At 46.8% G+C, this 18,381-nt stretch carries 21 protein-coding genes and 1 tRNA gene; 17 read left to right on the forward strand and 5 right to left on the reverse strand.

Going from position 1 to position 18,381, the window contains the following annotated elements; all coding sequences use genetic code 11:
- The first annotated feature begins 20 nt into the window (after window positions 1–20).
- The 14 genes from ACE1CD_RS29880 to ACE1CD_RS29945 all read left to right on the forward strand — a co-directional run bounded on the left by ACE1CD_RS29880 (window position 21) and on the right by ACE1CD_RS29945 (window position 11,982).
- Window positions 21–236 carry a hypothetical protein gene (locus ACE1CD_RS29880; protein WP_374827097.1) on the forward strand — a complete coding sequence of 72 codons (216 nt, stop codon included), beginning with the start codon at window positions 21–23 and terminating at the stop codon, window positions 234–236.
- Window positions 215–1,798, forward strand: a complete 1,584-nt coding sequence (gene pntA / locus ACE1CD_RS29885) for a Re/Si-specific NAD(P)(+) transhydrogenase subunit alpha (RefSeq protein ID WP_374827098.1) — start codon at window positions 215–217, stop codon at window positions 1,796–1,798. The genes ACE1CD_RS29880 and pntA overlap by 22 nt, the downstream gene beginning before the upstream one ends.
- Before the next feature lie 140 nt (window positions 1,799–1,938).
- Window positions 1,939–3,342 (forward strand): Re/Si-specific NAD(P)(+) transhydrogenase subunit beta, encoded by a 1,404-nt coding sequence (gene pntB, locus ACE1CD_RS29890; protein ID WP_374800169.1) that lies wholly within the window; start codon window positions 1,939–1,941, stop codon window positions 3,340–3,342.
- Between the two features lie 162 nt (window positions 3,343–3,504).
- Window positions 3,505–4,014 (forward strand): DUF2808 domain-containing protein, encoded by a 510-nt coding sequence (locus ACE1CD_RS29895; RefSeq protein ID WP_374800418.1) that lies wholly within the window; start codon window positions 3,505–3,507, stop codon window positions 4,012–4,014.
- A gap of 74 nt (window positions 4,015–4,088) precedes the next feature.
- Window positions 4,089–4,232 (forward strand): 50S ribosomal protein L34, encoded by a 144-nt coding sequence (gene rpmH / locus ACE1CD_RS29900; protein WP_374800171.1) that lies wholly within the window; start codon window positions 4,089–4,091, stop codon window positions 4,230–4,232.
- A gap of 20 nt (window positions 4,233–4,252) precedes the next feature.
- Entirely contained in the window at window positions 4,253–4,666 is a 414-nt protein-coding gene (rnpA, locus tag ACE1CD_RS29905; protein ID WP_374800173.1) for a ribonuclease P protein component, read from the forward strand.
- The gene (locus ACE1CD_RS29910) at window positions 4,653–5,045 is read left to right on the forward strand and encodes a PH domain-containing protein (RefSeq protein WP_374800175.1); all 393 of its coding nucleotides are present in this window, start codon (window positions 4,653–4,655) and stop codon (window positions 5,043–5,045) included. The genes rnpA and ACE1CD_RS29910 overlap by 14 nt, the downstream gene beginning before the upstream one ends.
- Before the next feature lie 177 nt (window positions 5,046–5,222).
- On the forward strand, window positions 5,223–6,368 hold the full coding sequence (gene yidC / locus ACE1CD_RS29915) for a membrane protein insertase YidC (protein ID WP_374800177.1): 1,146 nt from the start codon (window positions 5,223–5,225) through the stop codon (window positions 6,366–6,368).
- A 5-nt stretch (window positions 6,369–6,373) separates the two neighbouring features.
- The gene (locus ACE1CD_RS29920) at window positions 6,374–6,880 is read left to right on the forward strand and encodes a protein jag (RefSeq protein WP_374800179.1); all 507 of its coding nucleotides are present in this window, start codon (window positions 6,374–6,376) and stop codon (window positions 6,878–6,880) included.
- Window positions 6,881–6,983: 103 nt separating this feature from the next.
- Complete coding sequence (locus ACE1CD_RS29925; protein WP_374800419.1) at window positions 6,984–7,490, forward strand: DUF177 domain-containing protein; 507 nt, start codon at window positions 6,984–6,986, stop codon at window positions 7,488–7,490.
- Between the two features lie 120 nt (window positions 7,491–7,610).
- Window positions 7,611–9,125, forward strand: a complete 1,515-nt coding sequence (locus ACE1CD_RS29930; protein WP_374800181.1) for an AAA family ATPase — start codon at window positions 7,611–7,613, stop codon at window positions 9,123–9,125.
- A gap of 101 nt (window positions 9,126–9,226) precedes the next feature.
- The gene (locus ACE1CD_RS29935) at window positions 9,227–9,763 is read left to right on the forward strand and encodes an SH3 domain-containing protein (protein ID WP_374800183.1); all 537 of its coding nucleotides are present in this window, start codon (window positions 9,227–9,229) and stop codon (window positions 9,761–9,763) included.
- A gap of 169 nt (window positions 9,764–9,932) precedes the next feature.
- Window positions 9,933–10,109, forward strand: coding sequence for a hypothetical protein (locus ACE1CD_RS29940; RefSeq protein ID WP_374800185.1), 177 nt, complete (start codon window positions 9,933–9,935; stop codon window positions 10,107–10,109).
- 769 nt (window positions 10,110–10,878) lie between these two features.
- Window positions 10,879–11,982, forward strand: a complete 1,104-nt coding sequence (locus tag ACE1CD_RS29945; protein WP_374800187.1) for a peptidoglycan-binding protein — start codon at window positions 10,879–10,881, stop codon at window positions 11,980–11,982.
- A gap of 56 nt (window positions 11,983–12,038) precedes the next feature.
- On the opposite strand, the gene ACE1CD_RS29950 is transcribed toward ACE1CD_RS29945, so the two are convergent.
- From ACE1CD_RS29950 to lipA, 5 genes are all read right to left on the reverse strand, one after another.
- On the reverse strand, window positions 12,039–12,494 hold the full coding sequence (locus ACE1CD_RS29950) for a transcriptional repressor (protein WP_190474527.1): 456 nt from the start codon (window positions 12,492–12,494) through the stop codon (window positions 12,039–12,041).
- A gap of 126 nt (window positions 12,495–12,620) precedes the next feature.
- A complete protein-coding gene (locus ACE1CD_RS29955; RefSeq protein ID WP_374800189.1) occupies window positions 12,621–13,139 on the reverse strand; it encodes a transcriptional repressor in 519 nt (172 codons plus the stop codon).
- A 391-nt stretch (window positions 13,140–13,530) separates the two neighbouring features.
- Complete coding sequence (sigC, locus tag ACE1CD_RS29960; RefSeq protein ID WP_374800191.1) at window positions 13,531–14,769, reverse strand: RNA polymerase sigma factor SigC; 1,239 nt, start codon at window positions 14,767–14,769, stop codon at window positions 13,531–13,533.
- A gap of 431 nt (window positions 14,770–15,200) precedes the next feature.
- Window positions 15,201–16,157 carry an NAD(P)H-dependent glycerol-3-phosphate dehydrogenase gene (locus ACE1CD_RS29965; RefSeq protein WP_374827099.1) on the reverse strand — a complete coding sequence of 319 codons (957 nt, stop codon included), beginning with the start codon at window positions 16,155–16,157 and terminating at the stop codon, window positions 15,201–15,203.
- 150 nt (window positions 16,158–16,307) lie between these two features.
- The gene (gene lipA, locus ACE1CD_RS29970; protein WP_374827100.1) at window positions 16,308–17,243 is read right to left on the reverse strand and encodes a lipoyl synthase; all 936 of its coding nucleotides are present in this window, start codon (window positions 17,241–17,243) and stop codon (window positions 16,308–16,310) included.
- A 167-nt stretch (window positions 17,244–17,410) separates the two neighbouring features.
- Between lipA and ACE1CD_RS29975 the strand changes: the two genes are divergently transcribed.
- The 3 genes from ACE1CD_RS29975 (at window position 17,411) to ACE1CD_RS29985 (ending at window position 18,367) form a co-directional block, all read left to right on the forward strand.
- Window positions 17,411–17,484, forward strand: a tRNA-Pro gene (locus ACE1CD_RS29975).
- Between the two features lie 152 nt (window positions 17,485–17,636).
- Window positions 17,637–17,957, forward strand: a complete 321-nt coding sequence (locus ACE1CD_RS29980; RefSeq protein ID WP_374827101.1) for a hypothetical protein — start codon at window positions 17,637–17,639, stop codon at window positions 17,955–17,957.
- Window positions 17,948–18,367 (forward strand): type II toxin-antitoxin system VapC family toxin, encoded by a 420-nt coding sequence (locus ACE1CD_RS29985; protein WP_374827102.1) that lies wholly within the window; start codon window positions 17,948–17,950, stop codon window positions 18,365–18,367. The genes ACE1CD_RS29980 and ACE1CD_RS29985 overlap by 10 nt, the downstream gene beginning before the upstream one ends.
- Window positions 18,368–18,381 lie beyond the last annotated feature (14 nt).

Genomic DNA, 18,381 nt, shown 5'->3' on the forward strand with positions numbered 1-18,381 from the left:
ATTTAAAAGCTTTCTAATCTTTGCAACTTTTATTTACGATTGCTTTTGCAAAACTTGATAAAAAAATTGTTACAAAAAAATCAGCCATTTCAGTTGTGGATGCTAAAATTTTTGAGACAAAAATAGCCCCACATCGCCAAAGTACAAAAAAAGCGAACAGGGCAATTAAGTTCAAATACATAAGATTCCCTACGCACGCTTGGAATTTATTTGAATGGAAACAAAAACACCCATAAAAGTTGGCATACCCAAGGAAATCCACTCAGGCGAATGTCGCGTCGCCGCTACGCCAGACACAGCCAAGCGACTTATGAAGCTAGGTTTTGAAGTACTTATAGAGTCAGGCGCAGGCGCATTAGCCAGCTTTCCCGACGAAGCCTACAAACAAGCCGAATGCAAAATCATCCCCGATGCCCCCACCCTATGGGCAGAGTCGGATATCGTCCTCAAAGTTCGTGCGCCGGAAATGGGCCCTGACGGTAAGCACGAAGCCGAATTGCTGCGTGAAGGCGGCACCCTCATCAGCTTCATCTGGGCAGCACAAAACCCCGAACTGGTAGAAAGTCTGACTTTCCGCAAAGCCACAGTCATCGCGATGGATGCGATTCCCCGCATCAGTCGCGCCCAAAAGATGGACGCCCTCAGCTCGATGGCAAACATCGCCGGATACCGCGCCGTACTGGAAGCTGCCAATAATTTCGGTCGCTTCTTTACCGGACAGATTACTGCTGCCGGCAAAGTGCCACCAGCTAAAGTGTTGGTAATTGGTGCTGGCGTAGCGGGACTGGCGGCGATCGGTGCAGGCAGAAGTTTGGGTGCGATCGTCCGTGCTTTCGATACTCGCCCTGTGGTAAAAGAGCAAGTACAAAGTATGGGCGCAGAGTTCCTCGAACTCGATTTCGCAGAAGACGGTACCGGTGCGGGCGGCTACGCCAAAGTGATGAGCGAAGAATTCATCAAAGCGGAAATGGCTTTGTTCGCTGACCAAGCCAAAGACGTTGATATTATCATCACCACCGCCTTAATCCCTGGCAAACGCGCCCCCATCCTGATTACCAAAGATATGGTCGAGAGCATGAAAGAAGGCTCCGTCGTTGTAGACTTGGCAGCAGAACAAGGCGGCAACTGCGAAGTGACCAAGCCAGGAGAAATTAACCGCCACAACGGTGTCACGATCGTCGGCTACACCGACCTGCCCAGCCGCATGGCACCCCAATCCAGTCAGCTTTACGGCACCAATCTTTTCCACCTCCTCGACGATATGACCAAAGGCGGTCAGTACAAAGTCGATATGGACGATGAGGTAGTGCGCGGTGCGCTGATCGTTTATGAAGGCGAACGACTGCCACCACCCCCGCCCAAAGCCGCACCAGAACCGCCCAAACCCGCTGCCCCAGCAGCCGCAAAACCAGCGGAAGTAGCGGTAAAAGCGCCAGAAAAATCCACATCTACCTTCAGTACAGGCGATTTAATCACGCTAGGTTTAACTGGCTTAGCTTTACTGGGCGTCGGTATCGGTGCGCCGCCTTCGTTCCTATCTCACTTCACCGTATTTGTGCTGGCCTGCTTTGTCGGCTGGCAGGTGATTTGGAACGTGAAACCCGCCCTGCACACACCCTTGATGAGCGTTACCAATGCGATCAGCGGCATCATCATCATTGGCGGCGTTCTCCAAATCTCCAGTTCGCTAACTTCACCTACTACTATCTTGGGTGCGATCGCCATCTTGATCGGCACGATCAACATCTCCGGCGGCTTCCTCGTCACCCAAAGAATGCTCAAGATGTTCCGCAAGTAATTTTAGATTTTAGATTTTAGATTTTGGATTGGGGCTATGAGCAGAATCAGAGATTTTGTGCAACTGATGACCTAGCTATTCATCCAAAATCTAAAAATCCAAAATCCAAAATCCAAAATCCAAAATCCAAAATTTGACAAATGACAAGTAGCATATTGACAGTTTCCTACATTGGTGCTAGCGCCTTATTCATCCTCAGTTTGGGTGGTTTGTCCAATCAAGAAAACGCACCCAAGGGCAATCTTTACGGCATCATCGGGATGCTGATCGCGATCGTCGCCACGATTTTGGGCCTCAACGCTGGCTTCACCGAATACGGCACTTTGGCCGCAGTAATTCTTCCGGGGGCAATTATCGGTGCGATCGTTGCCGCTAATGTGGCTATGACTTCTATGCCTGAGTTAGTGGCGATCCTGCATAGTTTTGTGGGTGCAGCCGCAGTATTGGTAGGTGTCGCCAATTACCTGCAACCGAATGAATCGATCGTCGGTGTAGAAGCCACCATCCACGAAATCGAAATCTTTGTCGGCGTCTTCATCGGTGCCGTTACTTTCACCGGATCGATAATTGCATTTGGAAAACTGCGCGGTGCGATCACCGGCAAACCGTTCCTTTTGCCGGGACGCCATTTGATCAATCTCAGCATCTTACTTGCTTCTGTGTTCCTGGGCTACCTATTTATGGGTGCCGAAGGTCACACCGGATTGCAATCGCTGCTGATTATGACAGCTCTGGCCGGAGTTTTGGGCGTTAATCTGGTGATGGCGATCGGCGGTGCGGATATGCCTGTCGTCGTCTCCATGCTCAACAGCTACTCTGGATGGGCCGCAGCCGCCGCCGGTTTTATGCTATCCAACGACCTACTGATCGTCACTGGTGCGCTTGTCGGCAGTAGCGGTGCTATCCTCAGCTACATCATGTGTCGCGCCATGAATCGCTCTTTTATCAGCGTGATTTTGGGTGGTTTTGGCACTGCATCGGGAACAGTCGCCGCAGCTAGCCAAGTGGTAGGAGAAGTAATATCTGCTACCGTTGACGATACCGTGGAACTGTTGCGCGATGCCAAGAACGTCATCATCGTTCCAGGCTACGGGATGGCGGTAGCGCAAGCGCAGCACTCGCTCTCGGAAGTCACGAAGATGCTGCGGGATAAGGGCGTTAATGTTCGCTTCGGTATCCATCCAGTCGCAGGTCGTCTCCCCGGACACATGAACGTATTGCTGGCAGAGGCAAGCGTGCCTTACGACATTGTGCTGGAAATGGAGGAAATTAACGAAGATTTCCCCGAAACTGATGCAGTGCTGGTGATTGGCGCTAACGATACCGTTAACCCAGCCGCGATGGAAGATCCTGCCAGTCCGATCGCGGGAATGCCAGTATTGGAAGTGTGGAAATCTAAGAAAGTTGTCGTGATGAAGCGCAGTATGGCAAGCGGTTACGCGGGAGTAGAAAATCCGCTGTTTTACAAGGAAAATACCCGGATGTTATTTGGCGATGCCAAGAAAAATGTCGATGCTATCCTCAGCCAGTTGCGATCGGCTTGAGATGGGCAATTATCGATCGCAAATAAGAGGATTAGTATAAGGCTAATCGCGTTATCGGTCATTAGTCATTCGTTCAACGTGATTAGCTTCGCGGTTGACAAATGGCTAATGACTGATGACTAATGACTAATTACTGCTTTCAATCCTCAGCCTATGTCTTCTATGCGACGTTTGCTTACTGCCTTAACTGTTACTGCGGTGCTTACCGGGGTTCCCACCATTACCTGGGCCGATGCCTTACCCGGATTTACCTTGTTTGGTGGCCCTCCTCGCGAAAACCAATTGCCCTTCAGGTTGGATTTTGGCGGCAATGCTAATGCTTGGGATCGTTATCGTCTGAGGATTCCCGCCAAAAAAATGAACTTGGCGGTGGCACAATTTTCGATTTCCTATCCGAATTATTACCGGGGTCAATTCGATCCCAAAAAGGTTGAAGTGAGGGTCAGGGGTAAATCCATGCCCCTGCAAGAGGTAGTCTGGGATAAAGAAAACCGCGTAATTCAAATTTACCCGGTAGAGCCAGTGCCAGCAGGATACCAGGTGGAATTAGTTTTATCCAATGTGAAAAACCCAAATTTTGGCGGAATGTTCTACTTCAACTGTCAAATTCTCTCCCCTGGCGATGTGCCTTTACTGCGTTATATCGGCACTTGGATATTGAGTATTGATTAGCTAGCAACTTAACTGATAATATTATAGATTGCGGCTTTTTTATCAAGTAAACTCGCCCGATCGGAGGAAGAACAATGACCAAACGCACGCTACACGGTACCAGTCGCAAAAGAAGAAGAACTTCCGGTTTTCGTGCCAGGATGCGTACCAAAAACGGTCAGGCAGTGATTAAAGCCCGTCGCAAAAAGGGTCGTTATCGTCTCACTGTCAGCGGTTAAGTGCCATTTTCAGTGAGGGGGTGGAACACCCAACGCCTGTGGCTTTGCCTAAAGCAAATCGACTTAAGCACCGAGACGATTTCAGTGCTGTATTCCGCAAGGGGATTCGTCGCAGCAGTGCTAACTTGACCTTGAGAGCCTTGAGAAAGTCAGCAGATTCCGATCGAGACAAGCGTTCTCCACCAAAAGAGTCGGAAGTTCCGTCTCGCATCGGCATTTCTGTCAGCCAAAAAGTCAGCAAGCGGGCAGTTATCCGCAATCGGATTAAGCGGCTTCTCAGGGCGGCTTTTCGCCACCTACTTCCCCGCCTGAAAAAAGGCTGGTGTCTTGTGGTTGTTGTCAAACCGGAAGCACAACGGTGCGAATATCAACAATTTCTGCAAGAATTAGAGCAGTTGTTGGCAGAAGCTGAGGTACTCAATGGGCATTCGTGAGGACGTTTATTACGAAGGTGGCCCCCATATAGGGGATCTGATTATTAACATCCTGATCGGCCTGACGGTGATTGGCTTACCGTTAACTGTAGGGGCGATCGTCAGAGCGCTGTGGCTGCGCTACCGGATCACCAATCGTCGCATATCGGTGACAGGCGGTTGGATGGGACGCGATCGCAGCGACATCATCTACACAGAAATAGTTGATGTGAAGAAGGTTCCCCGTGGCATCGGCCTTTGGGGTGATATGGTGGTGACGCTCAAAGATGGCAGCCGCCTCGAACTGCGGGCCATCCCGAAGTTTCGCGAAATTTATGACTATATCTCGGAAAAAACGGCGGCTAAATCTGCCAAAACAACAAAAGCTACCAGTTCCTAACAAACCAGCAGGAGAGGGGTCAGAGTCGCTAGCACAAGGAGATCGCTTTCTTTGCTTGGGGATCTGCGATCCCCTTTTATCTCGCGTGCAGCCACACCTGCCCCAGATTTCTGCCACTTAGCTAAATTAGATCTAGACAATACGAAAATACAGCGCTTGTAGGTTGACTTCACACGCATGGATTTTGGAATCAGTTTTCTATCCAACAACGTAATGCTGCCGATCCTGGATTTCTTTTACGGGATCGTGCCCAGTTATGGGCTAGCCATCGTGGCGCTGACACTGGTGGTTCGCTTTGCGCTCTATCCCTTGAGCGCTAACTCCATCCGCAGTATGCGACGCACGCGGGTAACTCAGCCGGTCATGCAAAAGCGGGTAAAGGAAATTCAGGAGCGCTACAAAGACGAACCTGCCAAGCAGCAGGAGGAAATGGGCAAACTCTACAAAGAATTCGGCAACCCTTTGGCAGGATGTTTCCCCATTCTGGTACAGATGCCGGTACTGTTTGCATTGTTTGCCACCTTGCGCGGCTCACCATTTTCTGATGTAAATTACACCGTCAACCTGCAAATTTTTCCCAAAGAGCAAATTGAGCAGATTCAACCCCAAGCCTTTGCCACCGCACCCCAAAATATCTACGTTGCCGATGGCGTTCACTATTCCATTGCAGCGCTGCTACCCACAGGCAACCGCTTAGTTGTCGGTGAAACAGCCAAGGTAGAATTTCAAACGGTCGAAGGAAAACCGCTCGCTCGCCTCGATGCCGAGTTTCCCGAAACGCATATGACTCCTCGCTGGAAAATTATCAAAGGAGAGGAGCGAATCCGAATTGATGAAAACGGCAACATAGAAGCCTTAGAGCCTGGGGACGCAACCATTCAAGGCACAATTCCAGGGCTAGCAACGGATAAAGGCTTTCTTTTCATCGACGCCCTCGGTCGCGTTGGTGCCGTCGATCAGAATGGAGTTATCCACTGGGATATTGTGGGTATGGTGCTGTTCTTCGGTCTTAGCTTATATCTAAACCAACTACTTTCAGGGCAGCAGGGTTCCACCTCCAACCCACAGCAGGATACAGTGAACAAAATTACCCCCATTATCTTTTCCGGGATGTTTTTGTTCTTCCCACTGCCTGCCGGGGTACTGATGTATATGGTGATAGCTAATATTTTCCAGACAGCTCAAACCTTTATTCTGTCACGGGAACCCCTACCGGAAAACCTCCAAAAATTAGTGGAGGAGCAGGAAAAAGAAGCTAATGCCAAAGGACGAGAGGCACTTCCTTTTGAACCCGGTCGTTCTAAGAAAAAAGCTTCAGGGTAATGTTCATGACTGATAGTCGAATGCAGCGGGGTCAAAAGTGGCTGGAAGAACTGCTGCGGTTGATGAAAATTCCTGCCAAAGTTAAGCCGGAAAAGCAAGAAAAGCTAGTAGATAATGAGGAAGAGCCAGAATCTGATAGCTACTGGTTGACAATTGACGAAACTAATCTGACACCAGCGCAAATCCAAATTTTGATTGGTGCGGAAGGAACAACGCTAGACGCAATTCAGTATCTAGCCAATGCTACCCTCAACCTGGGTCAAGCTCACGAGGAACAAGCAGCTTACACGATCGAATTAAATGGTTACCGCGTCCGCAGACAAGCAGAACTACGCGCTTTGGCAGAGTACGCGGTTCAGCAAGTGCGATCTAACGGTCAAGAGTTTGAAATGAAATCTCTTTCTTCGGCAGAACGGCGTCAAATCCATACCTTTTTAAAGGAATTTAGCGATTTAGAAAGCTACAGTCGGGGCAAAGAACCAGACCGCCGTCTTGTTGTGCGGCTTCGCTGAGTCGTTTTGGATTTTAGATTTCAAATTTTAGATTTCAAATGGGAAATTTGAAATTTGAAATTTGAAATCTGAAATTTGAAATCAAATAAGGATGACTCACAATATGGAACCTATTTACATTCCCCATCTGCTCAAAGCGCCGGCAAAGAAAGAGGAAATTCAACTCGAAGAATTTCTTCCTGCTTTGGAAACCTTGACCCCTGTGCGGGGACGTGCGATCGTTACCCATCAAGGGAACTATTTAGAGGTATCTGTCCAGGCAGAAGCAATAATTACTTTAACCTGCCACCGATGTTTGCAACAATACAATCATCGTCTGGTGCTGAAAACTTCGGAACTGATTTGGTTAGATGAAGCCGCTGATGAATCTGAGGATATACCCTCGGAAAGAGAAGTGTTGCTGGAAGATTTGGTGGAAACATTACCCCCGAACGGCTACTTTAATCCCAGCGACTGGCTTTATCAACAGATGTGTCTGGCAATTCCGCAAAGGCAACTTTGCGATTCCCAGTGTCCTGGAATTACTATAAAATCTGAGGAAGGTCAGCCACCACCCCTGACCGATCGACGCTGGGCAACTCTGGAAGCACTGAAAAAACAACTCTCCTAAGAATTTTAGATTTTAGATGAGAGGATTTGAGATTGCAGGCGATCGGTCAGAATGAAAAACGGTCGAATTTATCTGTTCATCTTTTAATCCAAAATCTAAAATCTAAAATCCAAAATAGCTATGGTTTTCAAAGAAGAGTTTGAACTGCTGCTACGAGCCCGCTACCCTTTAATCTACATTCCCACTTGTGAAGAAGAACGAGTGGAAGGAACGATCGCAGAAATTGCAAAAAAACAAGGCAATCGCGGTATTTATGTCTGGGATTTTGTGGATGGCTACCAGGGAAATCCCAACGATGCAGGTTTTGGGCGTCGCAATCCCCTCCAAGCGCTGGAATTAGTAGAAAAAATAGCAGCCTCTGCACCAGCTATTTTCATTCTGCGCGACTTCCACCGCTTCTTGGAAGATGTCGCAATCTGCCGCAAACTCAAAAATTTAGCGCGGTTGCTCAAATCTCAACCGAAAAATATAGTCATACTGTCGCCTAGAATAGCTATTCCAGAGGAACTGAGCGAAGTTCTCACCGTGTTGGAGTTTCATCTGCCCGCTGCACCTGAAATTAAAGCAGAAGTAGAACGTTTGTTAGCAGCTACCGGGAAATCTCTGGAAGGCAAGATATTAGATGAAATCGTTCGCTCTTGCCAAGGTCTTTCGATGGAGAGAATTCGCCGCGTCTTAGCAAGGGCGATCGCTACTCACGGCGAATTGCTTCCGGAAGATGTGGAACTCGTTTTGGAAGAAAAACGCCAAACTATTCGCCAAACCCAAATTTTAGAATTCTATCCGGCTACTGAAAATATATCCGACATAGGCGGCTTGGATAACTTAAAAGATTGGTTGCTGCGGCGAGGAGGTGCTTTTTCCGAACGCGCTAGGCAATACGGTTTGCCCCACCCCAGAGGTTTGCTTTTAGTGGGAATTCAGGGAACCGGCAAATCTTTGATGGCAAAAGCGATCGCCCACCACTGGCACCTACCCCTACTCCGTCTGGACGTGGGGCGTTTGTTTGGCGGTTTGGTGGGCGAATCCGAATCTCGCACCAGGCAAATGATTCAATTGGCAGAAGCTTTATCTCCCTGCGTGCTGTGGATTGATGAAATAGACAAAGCTTTTTCCGGACTGGATGGCAAAGGCGATGCGGGTACCAGCAACCGCGTATTCGGTACTTTTATCACTTGGTTAGCCGAAAAGATTTCGCCTGTATTTGTCGTCGCCACCGCTAATAATATCCAAACTTTACCTCCGGAAATGCTTCGCAAAGGCAGATTTGATGAAATCTTTTTCGTCGGTTTGCCTACCCAGGAAGAACGCAAAGCCATTTTTGCCGTGCATTTATCTCGGCTGCGTCCCCACAACCTCCAAAATTACGACCTCGATCGATTAGCCTATGAAACCCCCGATTTTTCTGGCGCAGAAATTGAGCAATCTTTGATCGAAGCTATGCACATCGGTTTTAGCCAAAACCGAGATTTCACCATAGATGATATTTTGGAAGCCGCCAGCCAGATTGTGCCTTTGGCGCGAACCGCACAAGAGCAAATCCAGTTTTTACAGGAATGGGCTGCGGCTGGGAAAGCTCGCTTAGCCTCTAAGCACAGTAGTCTGAGCAATAGAATTCAGAGCCAATTCCGATAGCCTAATTGCACATTTTGTGATAGAGAATATAAAGATGTCTCTTAGTTTTTTCTGAAATAAAGATACATTTGGTATAATCACGGTCGGACTGCGGAGTAGGCATGAGTTTTTCAGGCATTGTCAAATTTTTGCTCGGTTTCATCATTGCGATCGGCTTAATGATCGGCGCAGGCGTAGCAGCAGCACTCTATTTTGTGACAAAGCTAACCGCACCTCCTCCAAAACCCATCTTTCCCAATGACAAACCGATCGTCAAAGCCCAAGCAACAGCAGCTCAAAATCCGCCAAGACCTTCACCTACCAAGTCCGCCGCTGCTACTCCCACCCCAACTAAAACTCTAGTTGCACAGACTCCCACTGCGGAAGAAACGAATCCTACGCCAACACCCACGCCCAGCGAAACTCCTTCGCCAAAACCGCTCGAACCTGGAGCCTACAGAGCCCGCGTCACTTGGTCTAAGGGTCTCAGTATTCGCAATGGCCCAAACACAGAATCCGAACGCATTGGTGGTGTAGGTTATAACGAAAGTATTGTTGTATTGAGTGAAAGCGAAGACAAAAAGTGGGTGAAGATCCGTTTGGAAGAGGGAGATACCGAAGGTTGGGTAAAAGCGGGAAATGTGGAGAAAGTTGAATAGAAATAAGCTATAGCTTTTTTTAGATGTGGATGGAAATTTTAAACCTCGTAGTGAAATTTAAATTTTAATTGCAATAGCTGGAGAACTGCTTATGTATTTAGGAGTGGGGTGGTAGTTTATAAAACTATAAATCGCCAAACTTAAAACCTCACCTGTTTCCTGAAAAACTATGTACGACAAAAACTCCAATAGATATCTTGTTCAAGCTGCTATTACGGCTGCATTGGGTGCAGGGATAGTGACTACATTTGCTGTCAATCAGGGACAACATCCGCTAGTCGCTCTCCAAATTACTTGCTTTGCTGTTATCGTTGCTTTAGTGTGCGATCGCCTCAACCTCATTTAATTTAAATAGGCGGCTACAGCAATTTTTTCCCAAAGCAATACCTTTGATGTTGTGCATTGTTTTCGGGGTACAAGAATCAACAATCAACCGTTAACAACGAACACATCTTGGTATAGCATTTTTCTGTATTGGCAAAATGTTTCTTATCTAGGAGTCACTTTTATTGTTGAGGCTAGTATGAGCGTTATCGTCCCGTAAAGCCGAGCAGCGATGGACTCTCCGGTAATGCGCTGGCTAGCTGCTACAGTTCCTTGACAGCATCTGTAACGATACTAAGCAGTCAGGCACCTTTGAACCCATTGATTCGCAGGCAAACTTCCTGATTAAATGCACAACTTGCGAAAATTGATATGGGGAGTACGAACAGATATTTTATGACAACAAAATTTTGGGTTCGCTTATCTGTGGGAAAATGTTTGGTAGGTAACATTTTTGTTGAACGGAATTTGGCCGCGCAGTCGCGACCCAAAGCGATCGCTTTGGTGGTCTGAGCAACTGGTAGGATTTTGTGGAATAATTACAATGAGCGTACAGCATTAATTTAGCATGACCTAAAAAAATATTATTACTGGAGCTATCAACGCCAAAAGTCACCGTGACTTACTGAGAACCCCAGTGTTTCCGTAACGCTGAGTTTATTAGTGCATTAATCCTCAACTAAAATCTTTTATAAGAGTTGGGGTGTCCTGAAGAAGGAATATCTAGCAACTAAAATCAAAAATGTACAACCCCTCCTAAAAGAGAGGATAGTAAGAGTTGGTGGGCAGTTATGGAAAACCTTGTTTATATACATCTCGCAAGTTCCTATGATGCGGCAGAGGCAAGTCAGGAGACTGGAAGCCCCAAGCGGCTAAAAGTTTCGCAGCACAAAGTAAACTGGAAAAAGGTTTACAGAAGAGTTTGGATTAATTTGGTCAGTATTGCGATCTCTAGCGTGGCCTTGGGAATGGCAGGTCAGGCAATGGCCGAACTGCGCCAAGGATCTAAAGGGCCAGCGGTATTGGAACTCCAGCAGCAATTGGGACAACTCGGTTACTTCAACCGTCGTCCCACCGGGAATTTCGGCCCTCTGACCAAATCGGCTGTCATCAGTTTCCAGCAAAATGAAGGACTAACGCCGAATGGCATAGTAGAAGAGCAAACTCAAAAAACACTGCAAAATAAAATATCGGGAAGCGAAAAAGCTGCACCCGCTAGTGTTTCAGACCGCTCCACCTTGAAAAAAGGCGCGAAAGGCTCGGATGTCAGCTACCTACAGCAAGTATTGGCAGATGCGGGTGTTTATGACGGAGAAATCAACGGCAACTTTGACTCCCAAACTTATGCCTCTGTGAAGCAGTTCCAGCGCGATAGCGGTCTAAAAGTTGATGGCATCGTCGGCAAGCGCACTTGGAGTACTTTAGTTGACGGCGACAAGCAAACTGCAAACCAACCTTTCGATAATTCTCCTTTCACCAATGAATCTGGCGTTGGCCAACCTACAGGCCAACCGATAACCGCACCTGTCCTGCGCCAAGGCGATAAAGGAGAGACGGTCAAAGACCTACAGGATCGTTTGCGCGATTTAGGTTATTTCAAAAGTCGTTCCACCGGGGCTTTTGGATCGGTAACCAAGGCGGCTGTAATCCGCTTCCAGCGAGATAAGGGTCTGAGGCCCGATGGAATCGTGGATAAGAAAACTCAAGCCGCATTGGAAACGTCTGATTCGGCCAGTAATTTAGATGTTAGCGAGTTACAAGAGCGTCTCAAAGAAAAAGGCTTCTATCAGGGCCCTATAGATGGTAACTTTAACGCTCAGACTAGATCGGCGGTAAAAGCGGCCCAGCGTGCCTACGGTATCAATGAAAAAGACATCCTCAAAGTAGGATTCTAAGAATTGTACCTTGGTTAAATTAGGCAGCTCTCAGATGTATTATCTGGGAGCTATTTTTATACGGGTAGCAAAGCTCTTTGGCAGGTAGGACAAATGGCATGAACGGTCAGCTGGCAATCAAGTAAGTGATATCCTTCTTTTTCAGCTGTCTTCATCCCTATTTTTAAAATTGAGTCGTTTTTGAACTCAATGGTTTTATTGCAGCGAACACAGATCAGATGATCGTGGTGATGGGGAAAGGGCTGATTGAGTTCGTAGTGTTTGTGTCCCTCCCCCAGTTCCAGTTCGCGCAGTATACCCATCCGAGACATCAGCTTGAGACTCCGATAGATGGTGGAAAGGCTGATCGCTTCTCCTTGAGACTCCAGCAGATTGTAAAGATCTTCTGCACTCAGATGTTCGCCTTTAGGAAGCTCTTGAAAAACGTTCAGTATGGTCTCTCGTTGGGGAGTCAAACGCCAGCCCCTGTCATTTAGTTCGGCTTTGAGTGAGGATGCCGTGTAGACAGTCATATTCACCTTCTCAACAAAGGTACTCTATTGAAAATAATACACAACTAACGATTGATTTGCAAGAAAGGATATTTATTGAGAATCAATCTTAATTAAGTAATTCAACAGCCTGTCCCACGACCCAGGTTAGGTAGAAGGTGAAGAAGTGTTTGAGGAAAACGCTCTCAGACAAGACCAACTGCTAGGGAGTAGAGATGGCCACCCCTGACGCAAAGCTTCCGGACAAATAGTATGGATAGTCAGCTGACAGTCAAGCAGATGCAATCCCGCTTTTTCACATTGCTTGAGGGCCATTTTCAGAATCGAATCGTTTTTGAATTCGATCGTCTTGTTGCATTGAATACATACTAAATGATGGTGGTGATGGGGGTAGGGTTGATTCAGTTCGTAATGTTTATGTCCCTCTGCCAGTTCTAGTTCTCGCAGGATACCCATTCTCACCATTAGTTTAAGAGTTCGATAAATAGTAGACAGACTGATCTGTTCACCTTTACTTTGTAGCAAATGGTGCAGGTCTTCAGCACTGAGATGATTGCCATTGGGAAGATGTTGAAAAACCTGTAAAATTGTCTCCCTTTGAGGAGTTAAACGCCAGCCCTTTTCATTCAGTTCGGCTTTAAACGAGTTCGGTGTGTAGTTAGTCATAATTGAGATTTTTTCAAAAAAAGCCTTCTATATGAGGTAAGGATACACAATATAGGAACTAATTTTCAAGAAGCAAAGATTATTGAGAATTTCTAGCTAAAAGAATTTAAAGCAATTGTGTTTATTGAGAAAATATTTAAATAAATTAAATGCTGTAATTATTCAAAAAAACTTGAATAAATTGCTTGATTAATCATAATTATTATCAAAAGGGAAGCGATCGCCTATTGCTTAGACTGATAAGCGATCGCCAAAATACAAGCGACTGGGAGAAATCTTCCCCCAGTCCCTTTGAGATTGAGTAGGATGCGTCAACGCGATCGAATTAATGACGATCGCCAAAATTCTGTCATCGAACCCAAGCTACAGACCGATCCAGCTAACCTTCTAATTAACTAAAAGACTCCAGATAATCCCGTACCCGGTTGCGACGCTTGGGTTGGCGGAGCTTTTGCAAAGCTTTCGCTTCAATTTGGCGAACTCGTTCGCGAGAGAGATCTAACGCCCGACCAATTTCGGCCAAAGAGTAGGGATGACCGTCTTCCAAACCAAAGCGCATCAGAATGACATCCCGTTCCCGGCTGGTTAAATCGGCTAACAGGTGGTGCAAGTCCCGGTAGAGAGCTTCCCGCATCAAAGTTTCTTCCGGAGACACATCCTCGGTTTCCAACAAATCCCCCAGTTCGGTGTCTTTTTCCTTGCCCACTTTGGTTTCCAAAGAAACCGAACGCGGCACCCGGAATAACACTTCCCGCACTTGCATCGGCGTCATCTCCAATTCCTTAGCAAGGTCTTCCAGAGTTGCCGTGCGGCCCTTTTCTTGGGAAATTTTCCGTTGAGCTTTCTTGATTTTGTTGAGTTTTTCGGTGATGTGAACCGGCAAGCGAATCGTGCGGCTTTGAGTGGCGATCGCCCGCGTAATCCCTTGGCGAATCCACCAGTAGGCGTAGGTACTAAAGCGGTATCCCTTTGTCGGATCGAACTTCTCCACAGCTCGCTCCAAACCCATTGTTCCTTCTTGGATTAAATCCAATAATTCCAGACCGCGATTTTGATATTTTTTGGCAACCGACACCACCAAGCGCAGGTTGGCTTTGATCATGTGTTCTTTTGCCCGGATGCCTTCCGCTTGGATCTGCTCTAACTCTTCAATTTTTAAAGCAGCCAGCTCTGCCCAGCGCCGTTTCCCCGCTGCCATAGTTTGCTTGAGTTCCGCAACCGTAACGCTGGCAGAGGCAGCCCATCGTTCCCAAGATGGACGGTGCCCCAAGTTAGCAGCCAGACGATCGTGGATATCGATCAATCGAACATACTGTCCGATCGTCCCATCTTCCTCCTGGGCGGCTTTATCCCGTAATTCCAGCAATCGCATATAGCGCTGGACTTCTTGTGCTTCTGAAACTTCCTCATCTCGCCCTAGCAAACGCACCCGACCAATATCTTGAAGATACAAACGAACCAGATCGGTAGTGCGACGGCTGGTACCTTGCTGAGTGCTGGTAGCGTCTACCTCCTCATCCAGATCGACCAGATCGCTGGCCATTGGCTCAGCGCTGTCTTCTAGCTCAAAGCTAGAGGCATCTAGTTGACTGTCGTAGGTGGCATCGGTTAAATCAAAGGTTGCTGGCATATTTAATTGCCTCAACTGCTCCAGGTGACAAAGGGGCTTTCTCGAACAGGCTATTTGTTGCTAGTTTTGGCGTTTTCCAAGACTAGAAACACAGCTTGGTTTTGCCTAATCGGCTTAATTACCGGTGATGCACTCTTCTGTTAGACACTAGCGATCGTTTTAGCTGGCTCGAAGTTTACCGGGTATCGACATTGACTCCAATCCATTGATATGCTGGCATTAAGCAGCTTCGCGATCGGGAGAGAAGATGATTGACTTCTTCCATTCGTCAGCTAGTATAAGGAAAAGATCGGGTGATCGAGGGTGACCTCTGTCAGAGGGTAGGTTAATCTACATCACTTGATAGATGCTTTCCCGATCACCGTTTGAGTGTGCTTTTGAGTGTGCTGACGAATCTTCCCTAACTCTTGTTGCTATAACCGCCGCGAGATTTAATTATTCGGTAGATTGTTTTCCGGCTTGACATCTCGCAGCATCAGTGCTTCCACAGCGGCTTGAGGAGTCACTTCTCCCTTGAGCAAACGATACACCTGATAAGAAATGGGTATGTAAATACCCTGCTGCTCGGCCAGCTGTACCAGCACTTCGGTAGTATTGACACCCTCGGCAGTTCCCTCCAAGGAAGCTAAAATGTCTGGGAGTTTTTCGCCTTGGGCGAGTTTGTATCCAACTTGGTAGTTGCGACTGAGGGCGCTGTTGCAAGTGGCGAGTAAATCGCCTAACCCTGATAAGCCATAAAATGTGTCGGTATTAGCACCCCAAGAATCGCCGATCCGGATGATTTCAGCTAACCCACGGGTCAAAAGTGCTGCTTTGGCATTTGTTCCCAGTTGCAAACCATCGCACGCACCGGCGGCGATCGCCATCACATTTTTTAGTGTACCACCTAACTCTACACCCAACGGATCGTTATTTGTGTAAACGCGAAACCGACTGGAGTTAAACACCGCCTGCACTACCACTGCTGCTTCCGCTTGTTTGCTGGCGACAACTGTAGCTGCTGGCAATCCCGCTTGAATTTCTTTCGATAAGTTTGGCCCTGCTAAAATTACAACGGGATGAGATGGAAATGCAGCTTGCCAAATCTGAGAAGGGGTGCAAGTGGTAGAGGAATCTAGACCTTTGGTGGCGGTGAGAAAAATTGTTTGCGGGGAAATAACTAAGCTGCTGACTTGCTGTACGATCGGTCGGACACCTTTCATCGAGACTGCCGATAGTACAATATCGGCAGATGCGATCGCATCCTGCAAGCTTTGAGAACTTTGACGAGACCACAAACGCACGTTATGACCGTTTGCTTGTGCCAACATCGCCAAAGTTGTACCCCAAGCACCAGATCCTAAAATAGCGATCGATTTTGGATTATCCGTTTCTTGGTTAGTTTCCATTCGCGTCAGCCAAGAAAAGCCTCTGAGAGCAACACCGAAAAATCATTGTGCAGCTGCGATTCATCTGCGTTTATCTGCGTTTATCTGCTTCCATCTGCGGTAAAAATCTTCAAAACCGACTTTTCCGATAGCTTCCCAGAGCCAATTTAACTAAGATCGACTGCGGGGGTAGCGTTCCATCAACGCTCTTACCTGCTCAGCATGATATGAGCTTCTTGTCAAGGGAGAAGCCACAACTTGTAAAAATCCGATCGTTTCCCCGAATTCTTGCCATACGGCGAACTGTTCTGGCGTGACGAAGTTATCGACTTTCAGATGTTTTTGACTGGGTTGGAGATATTGCCCTATGGTGAGGATATCGCAATCGACGTTACGCAAATCTTGCATGACTTGGCTAACTTCCGCGTCGGTTTCTCCCAGTCCTACCATGATGCCAGATTTAGTGTAAACCCAAGGAGCTAGTTGGCGCGATCGCTTCATTAATTCTAAAGTCCGCTGATAATCGCCTTGCGGACGCACCCGTCGATACAAGCGCGGTACAGTTTCCGTATTGTGATTGAGAACTTCTGGCGAAGCTTGCAGAATTGTTGCGAGTGCTTCCCAATTACCGCATAAATCGGGAATCAGCACTTCAATAGTTGTACCGGGAGAAGTAGCGCGAATCATTTCAATGCAACGAACAAACTGCGATGCACCGCCATCAGGTAAATCATCCCGGTTTACCGAAGTTATGACAACATGATTTAATTTTAGCCGCCGCACCGCTTCCGCCAAACGTTCCGGTTCCGTCGGGTCTAGTGCTTTCGGCTTTTTCTCAAAATCGATATCGCAATAAGGACAGGCTCGCGTGCAGGCAGGCCCCATAATTAAGAATGTAGCGGTGCCATTGTGGAAACATTCCCCAATATTCGGACAAGAAGCTTCTTCACAAACCGTATTTAGGGATAAATCCCGCAAAATTTCCTTAACCGTGCCAACGCGCTCCCACTGAGGCGCTTTTACCCGCAACCACTCTGGTTTTACTACCACGCCTGCCTCTGACTGCTGAAGTTCGATAAATCCACAAGCCTCTATCATAGCAGCCATTCCATTTGGGATTTTGGATTTTAGATTTTGGATTGCGGAGGTCAGAAACCGGGTTTCTAGCCACCTACTCTACTTTACGCCTAGATGCCTGGGAAGAGAAACCGGGTTTCTTCAGCCTTGTCGTTATTCACTCTAAAATGTGATATTATAGAAAAACTGATGTTTGCCGGGATGTAGCGCAGCTTGGTAGCGCACCTCGTTCGGGACGAGGGGGTCGCAGGTTCAAATCCTGTCATCCCGATTTTTTGCAGGTTGCCAAATTATTTGTCCGTGGTGACAGGCTGTTATCATAATTAACAGATTAATGGCTTTGTTACTAGATTTAGGTAATTAGAACTGCTTTGACAACAGTTAACCAATTAGTTTCACTTCTCTTCTTCTCATACGGTAGCGATGCTGCAACGACTGAAAGAGAAGGAATCTGTAGGTTGTTTAGTGCGAAAAAAGTTTGGGAAAGAATTTATGCTCAAAACAATTCAAGGAATTTATCGCGATGGTCAAATTGAATTAAATGAAATTCCTGATAGTATTCCCTCTGAAACACAAGTTATTATTACATTTCTTACAAAAAGTAGCACCGAAGCGTCAAACAATGAGATAACAACTTACCACGATCTCGATTTTTTAGCGGGGACTTGGAGTAAAGAAGATGAAATTGAGTTTTTAAGCCATACTAATGAATTCAATCAAATTGATGATAAATTATGGCAGTGAGAGCTATTTTAATAGATACGAATGCTTACGCAGCATTTAAAAGAAACGCTCCTGAAGCAATTGAAATTATTAGGAGCGTTCCCATAATTGGGATTAATAGTATTATTATAGGAGAGTTGCTTGGGGGATTTACATTGGGGACAAAAGAAGCTGTCAATCGTCGTGAGTTGAAACAGTTTCTTAGTTCTAGTCGTGTCAGACTTTTTTCTATAGATGAGGAAACCGCAGAATATTACGCTCTGATCTATCGTTCCTTGAGAAGCAAAGGTCAACCGATTCCAACTAATGATATGTGGATAGCTGCAACGGCGCTTCAGCATGATTTAGCTTTGTTTAGTTACGATCGGCATTTTCAAGCTGTAGAAGGTTTAATTGTGGGAAATAGTTTATCTGATTTTGTTGTGAATTAATAGTTGATGTTTGC

The organism is Aerosakkonema sp. BLCC-F183 (genome assembly GCF_041929145.1).
GTDB lineage: Bacteria > Cyanobacteriota > Cyanobacteriia > Cyanobacteriales > Aerosakkonemataceae > Aerosakkonema.

What these genes read in the sequence shown, in the direction of transcription:
- ACE1CD_RS29985 (WP_374827102.1), top strand. Translation starts at nt 17,948, where the DNA reads ATGGCAGTGAGAGCTATTTTAATAGATACGAATGCTTACGCAGCATTT.
- ACE1CD_RS29895 (WP_374800418.1), top strand. Translation starts at nt 3,505, where the DNA reads ATGCGACGTTTGCTTACTGCCTTAACTGTTACTGCGGTGCTTACCGGG.
- ACE1CD_RS29945 (WP_374800187.1), top strand. Translation starts at nt 10,879, where the DNA reads ATGGAAAACCTTGTTTATATACATCTCGCAAGTTCCTATGATGCGGCA.
- ACE1CD_RS29920 (WP_374800179.1), top strand. Translation starts at nt 6,374, where the DNA reads ATGACTGATAGTCGAATGCAGCGGGGTCAAAAGTGGCTGGAAGAACTG.
- lipA (WP_374827100.1), bottom strand. Translation starts at nt 17,243, where the DNA reads ATGGCTGCTATGATAGAGGCTTGTGGATTTATCGAACTTCAGCAGTCA.
- pntA (WP_374827098.1), top strand. Translation starts at nt 215, where the DNA reads ATGGAAACAAAAACACCCATAAAAGTTGGCATACCCAAGGAAATCCAC.
- pntB (WP_374800169.1), top strand. Translation starts at nt 1,939, where the DNA reads ATGACAAGTAGCATATTGACAGTTTCCTACATTGGTGCTAGCGCCTTA.
- ACE1CD_RS29950 (WP_190474527.1), bottom strand. Translation starts at nt 12,494, where the DNA reads ATGACTGTCTACACGGCATCCTCACTCAAAGCCGAACTAAATGACAGG.
- ACE1CD_RS29965 (WP_374827099.1), bottom strand. Translation starts at nt 16,157, where the DNA reads ATGGAAACTAACCAAGAAACGGATAATCCAAAATCGATCGCTATTTTA.
- ACE1CD_RS29940 (WP_374800185.1), top strand. Translation starts at nt 9,933, where the DNA reads ATGTACGACAAAAACTCCAATAGATATCTTGTTCAAGCTGCTATTACG.
- rpmH (WP_374800171.1), top strand. Translation starts at nt 4,089, where the DNA reads ATGACCAAACGCACGCTACACGGTACCAGTCGCAAAAGAAGAAGAACT.
- ACE1CD_RS29925 (WP_374800419.1), top strand. Translation starts at nt 6,984, where the DNA reads ATGGAACCTATTTACATTCCCCATCTGCTCAAAGCGCCGGCAAAGAAA.
- yidC (WP_374800177.1), top strand. Translation starts at nt 5,223, where the DNA reads ATGGATTTTGGAATCAGTTTTCTATCCAACAACGTAATGCTGCCGATC.
- ACE1CD_RS29980 (WP_374827101.1), top strand. Translation starts at nt 17,637, where the DNA reads ATGCTGCAACGACTGAAAGAGAAGGAATCTGTAGGTTGTTTAGTGCGA.
- sigC (WP_374800191.1), bottom strand. Translation starts at nt 14,769, where the DNA reads ATGCCAGCAACCTTTGATTTAACCGATGCCACCTACGACAGTCAACTA.
- ACE1CD_RS29935 (WP_374800183.1), top strand. Translation starts at nt 9,227, where the DNA reads ATGAGTTTTTCAGGCATTGTCAAATTTTTGCTCGGTTTCATCATTGCG.
- ACE1CD_RS29955 (WP_374800189.1), bottom strand. Translation starts at nt 13,139, where the DNA reads ATGACTAACTACACACCGAACTCGTTTAAAGCCGAACTGAATGAAAAG.
- ACE1CD_RS29910 (WP_374800175.1), top strand. Translation starts at nt 4,653, where the DNA reads ATGGGCATTCGTGAGGACGTTTATTACGAAGGTGGCCCCCATATAGGG.
- ACE1CD_RS29930 (WP_374800181.1), top strand. Translation starts at nt 7,611, where the DNA reads ATGGTTTTCAAAGAAGAGTTTGAACTGCTGCTACGAGCCCGCTACCCT.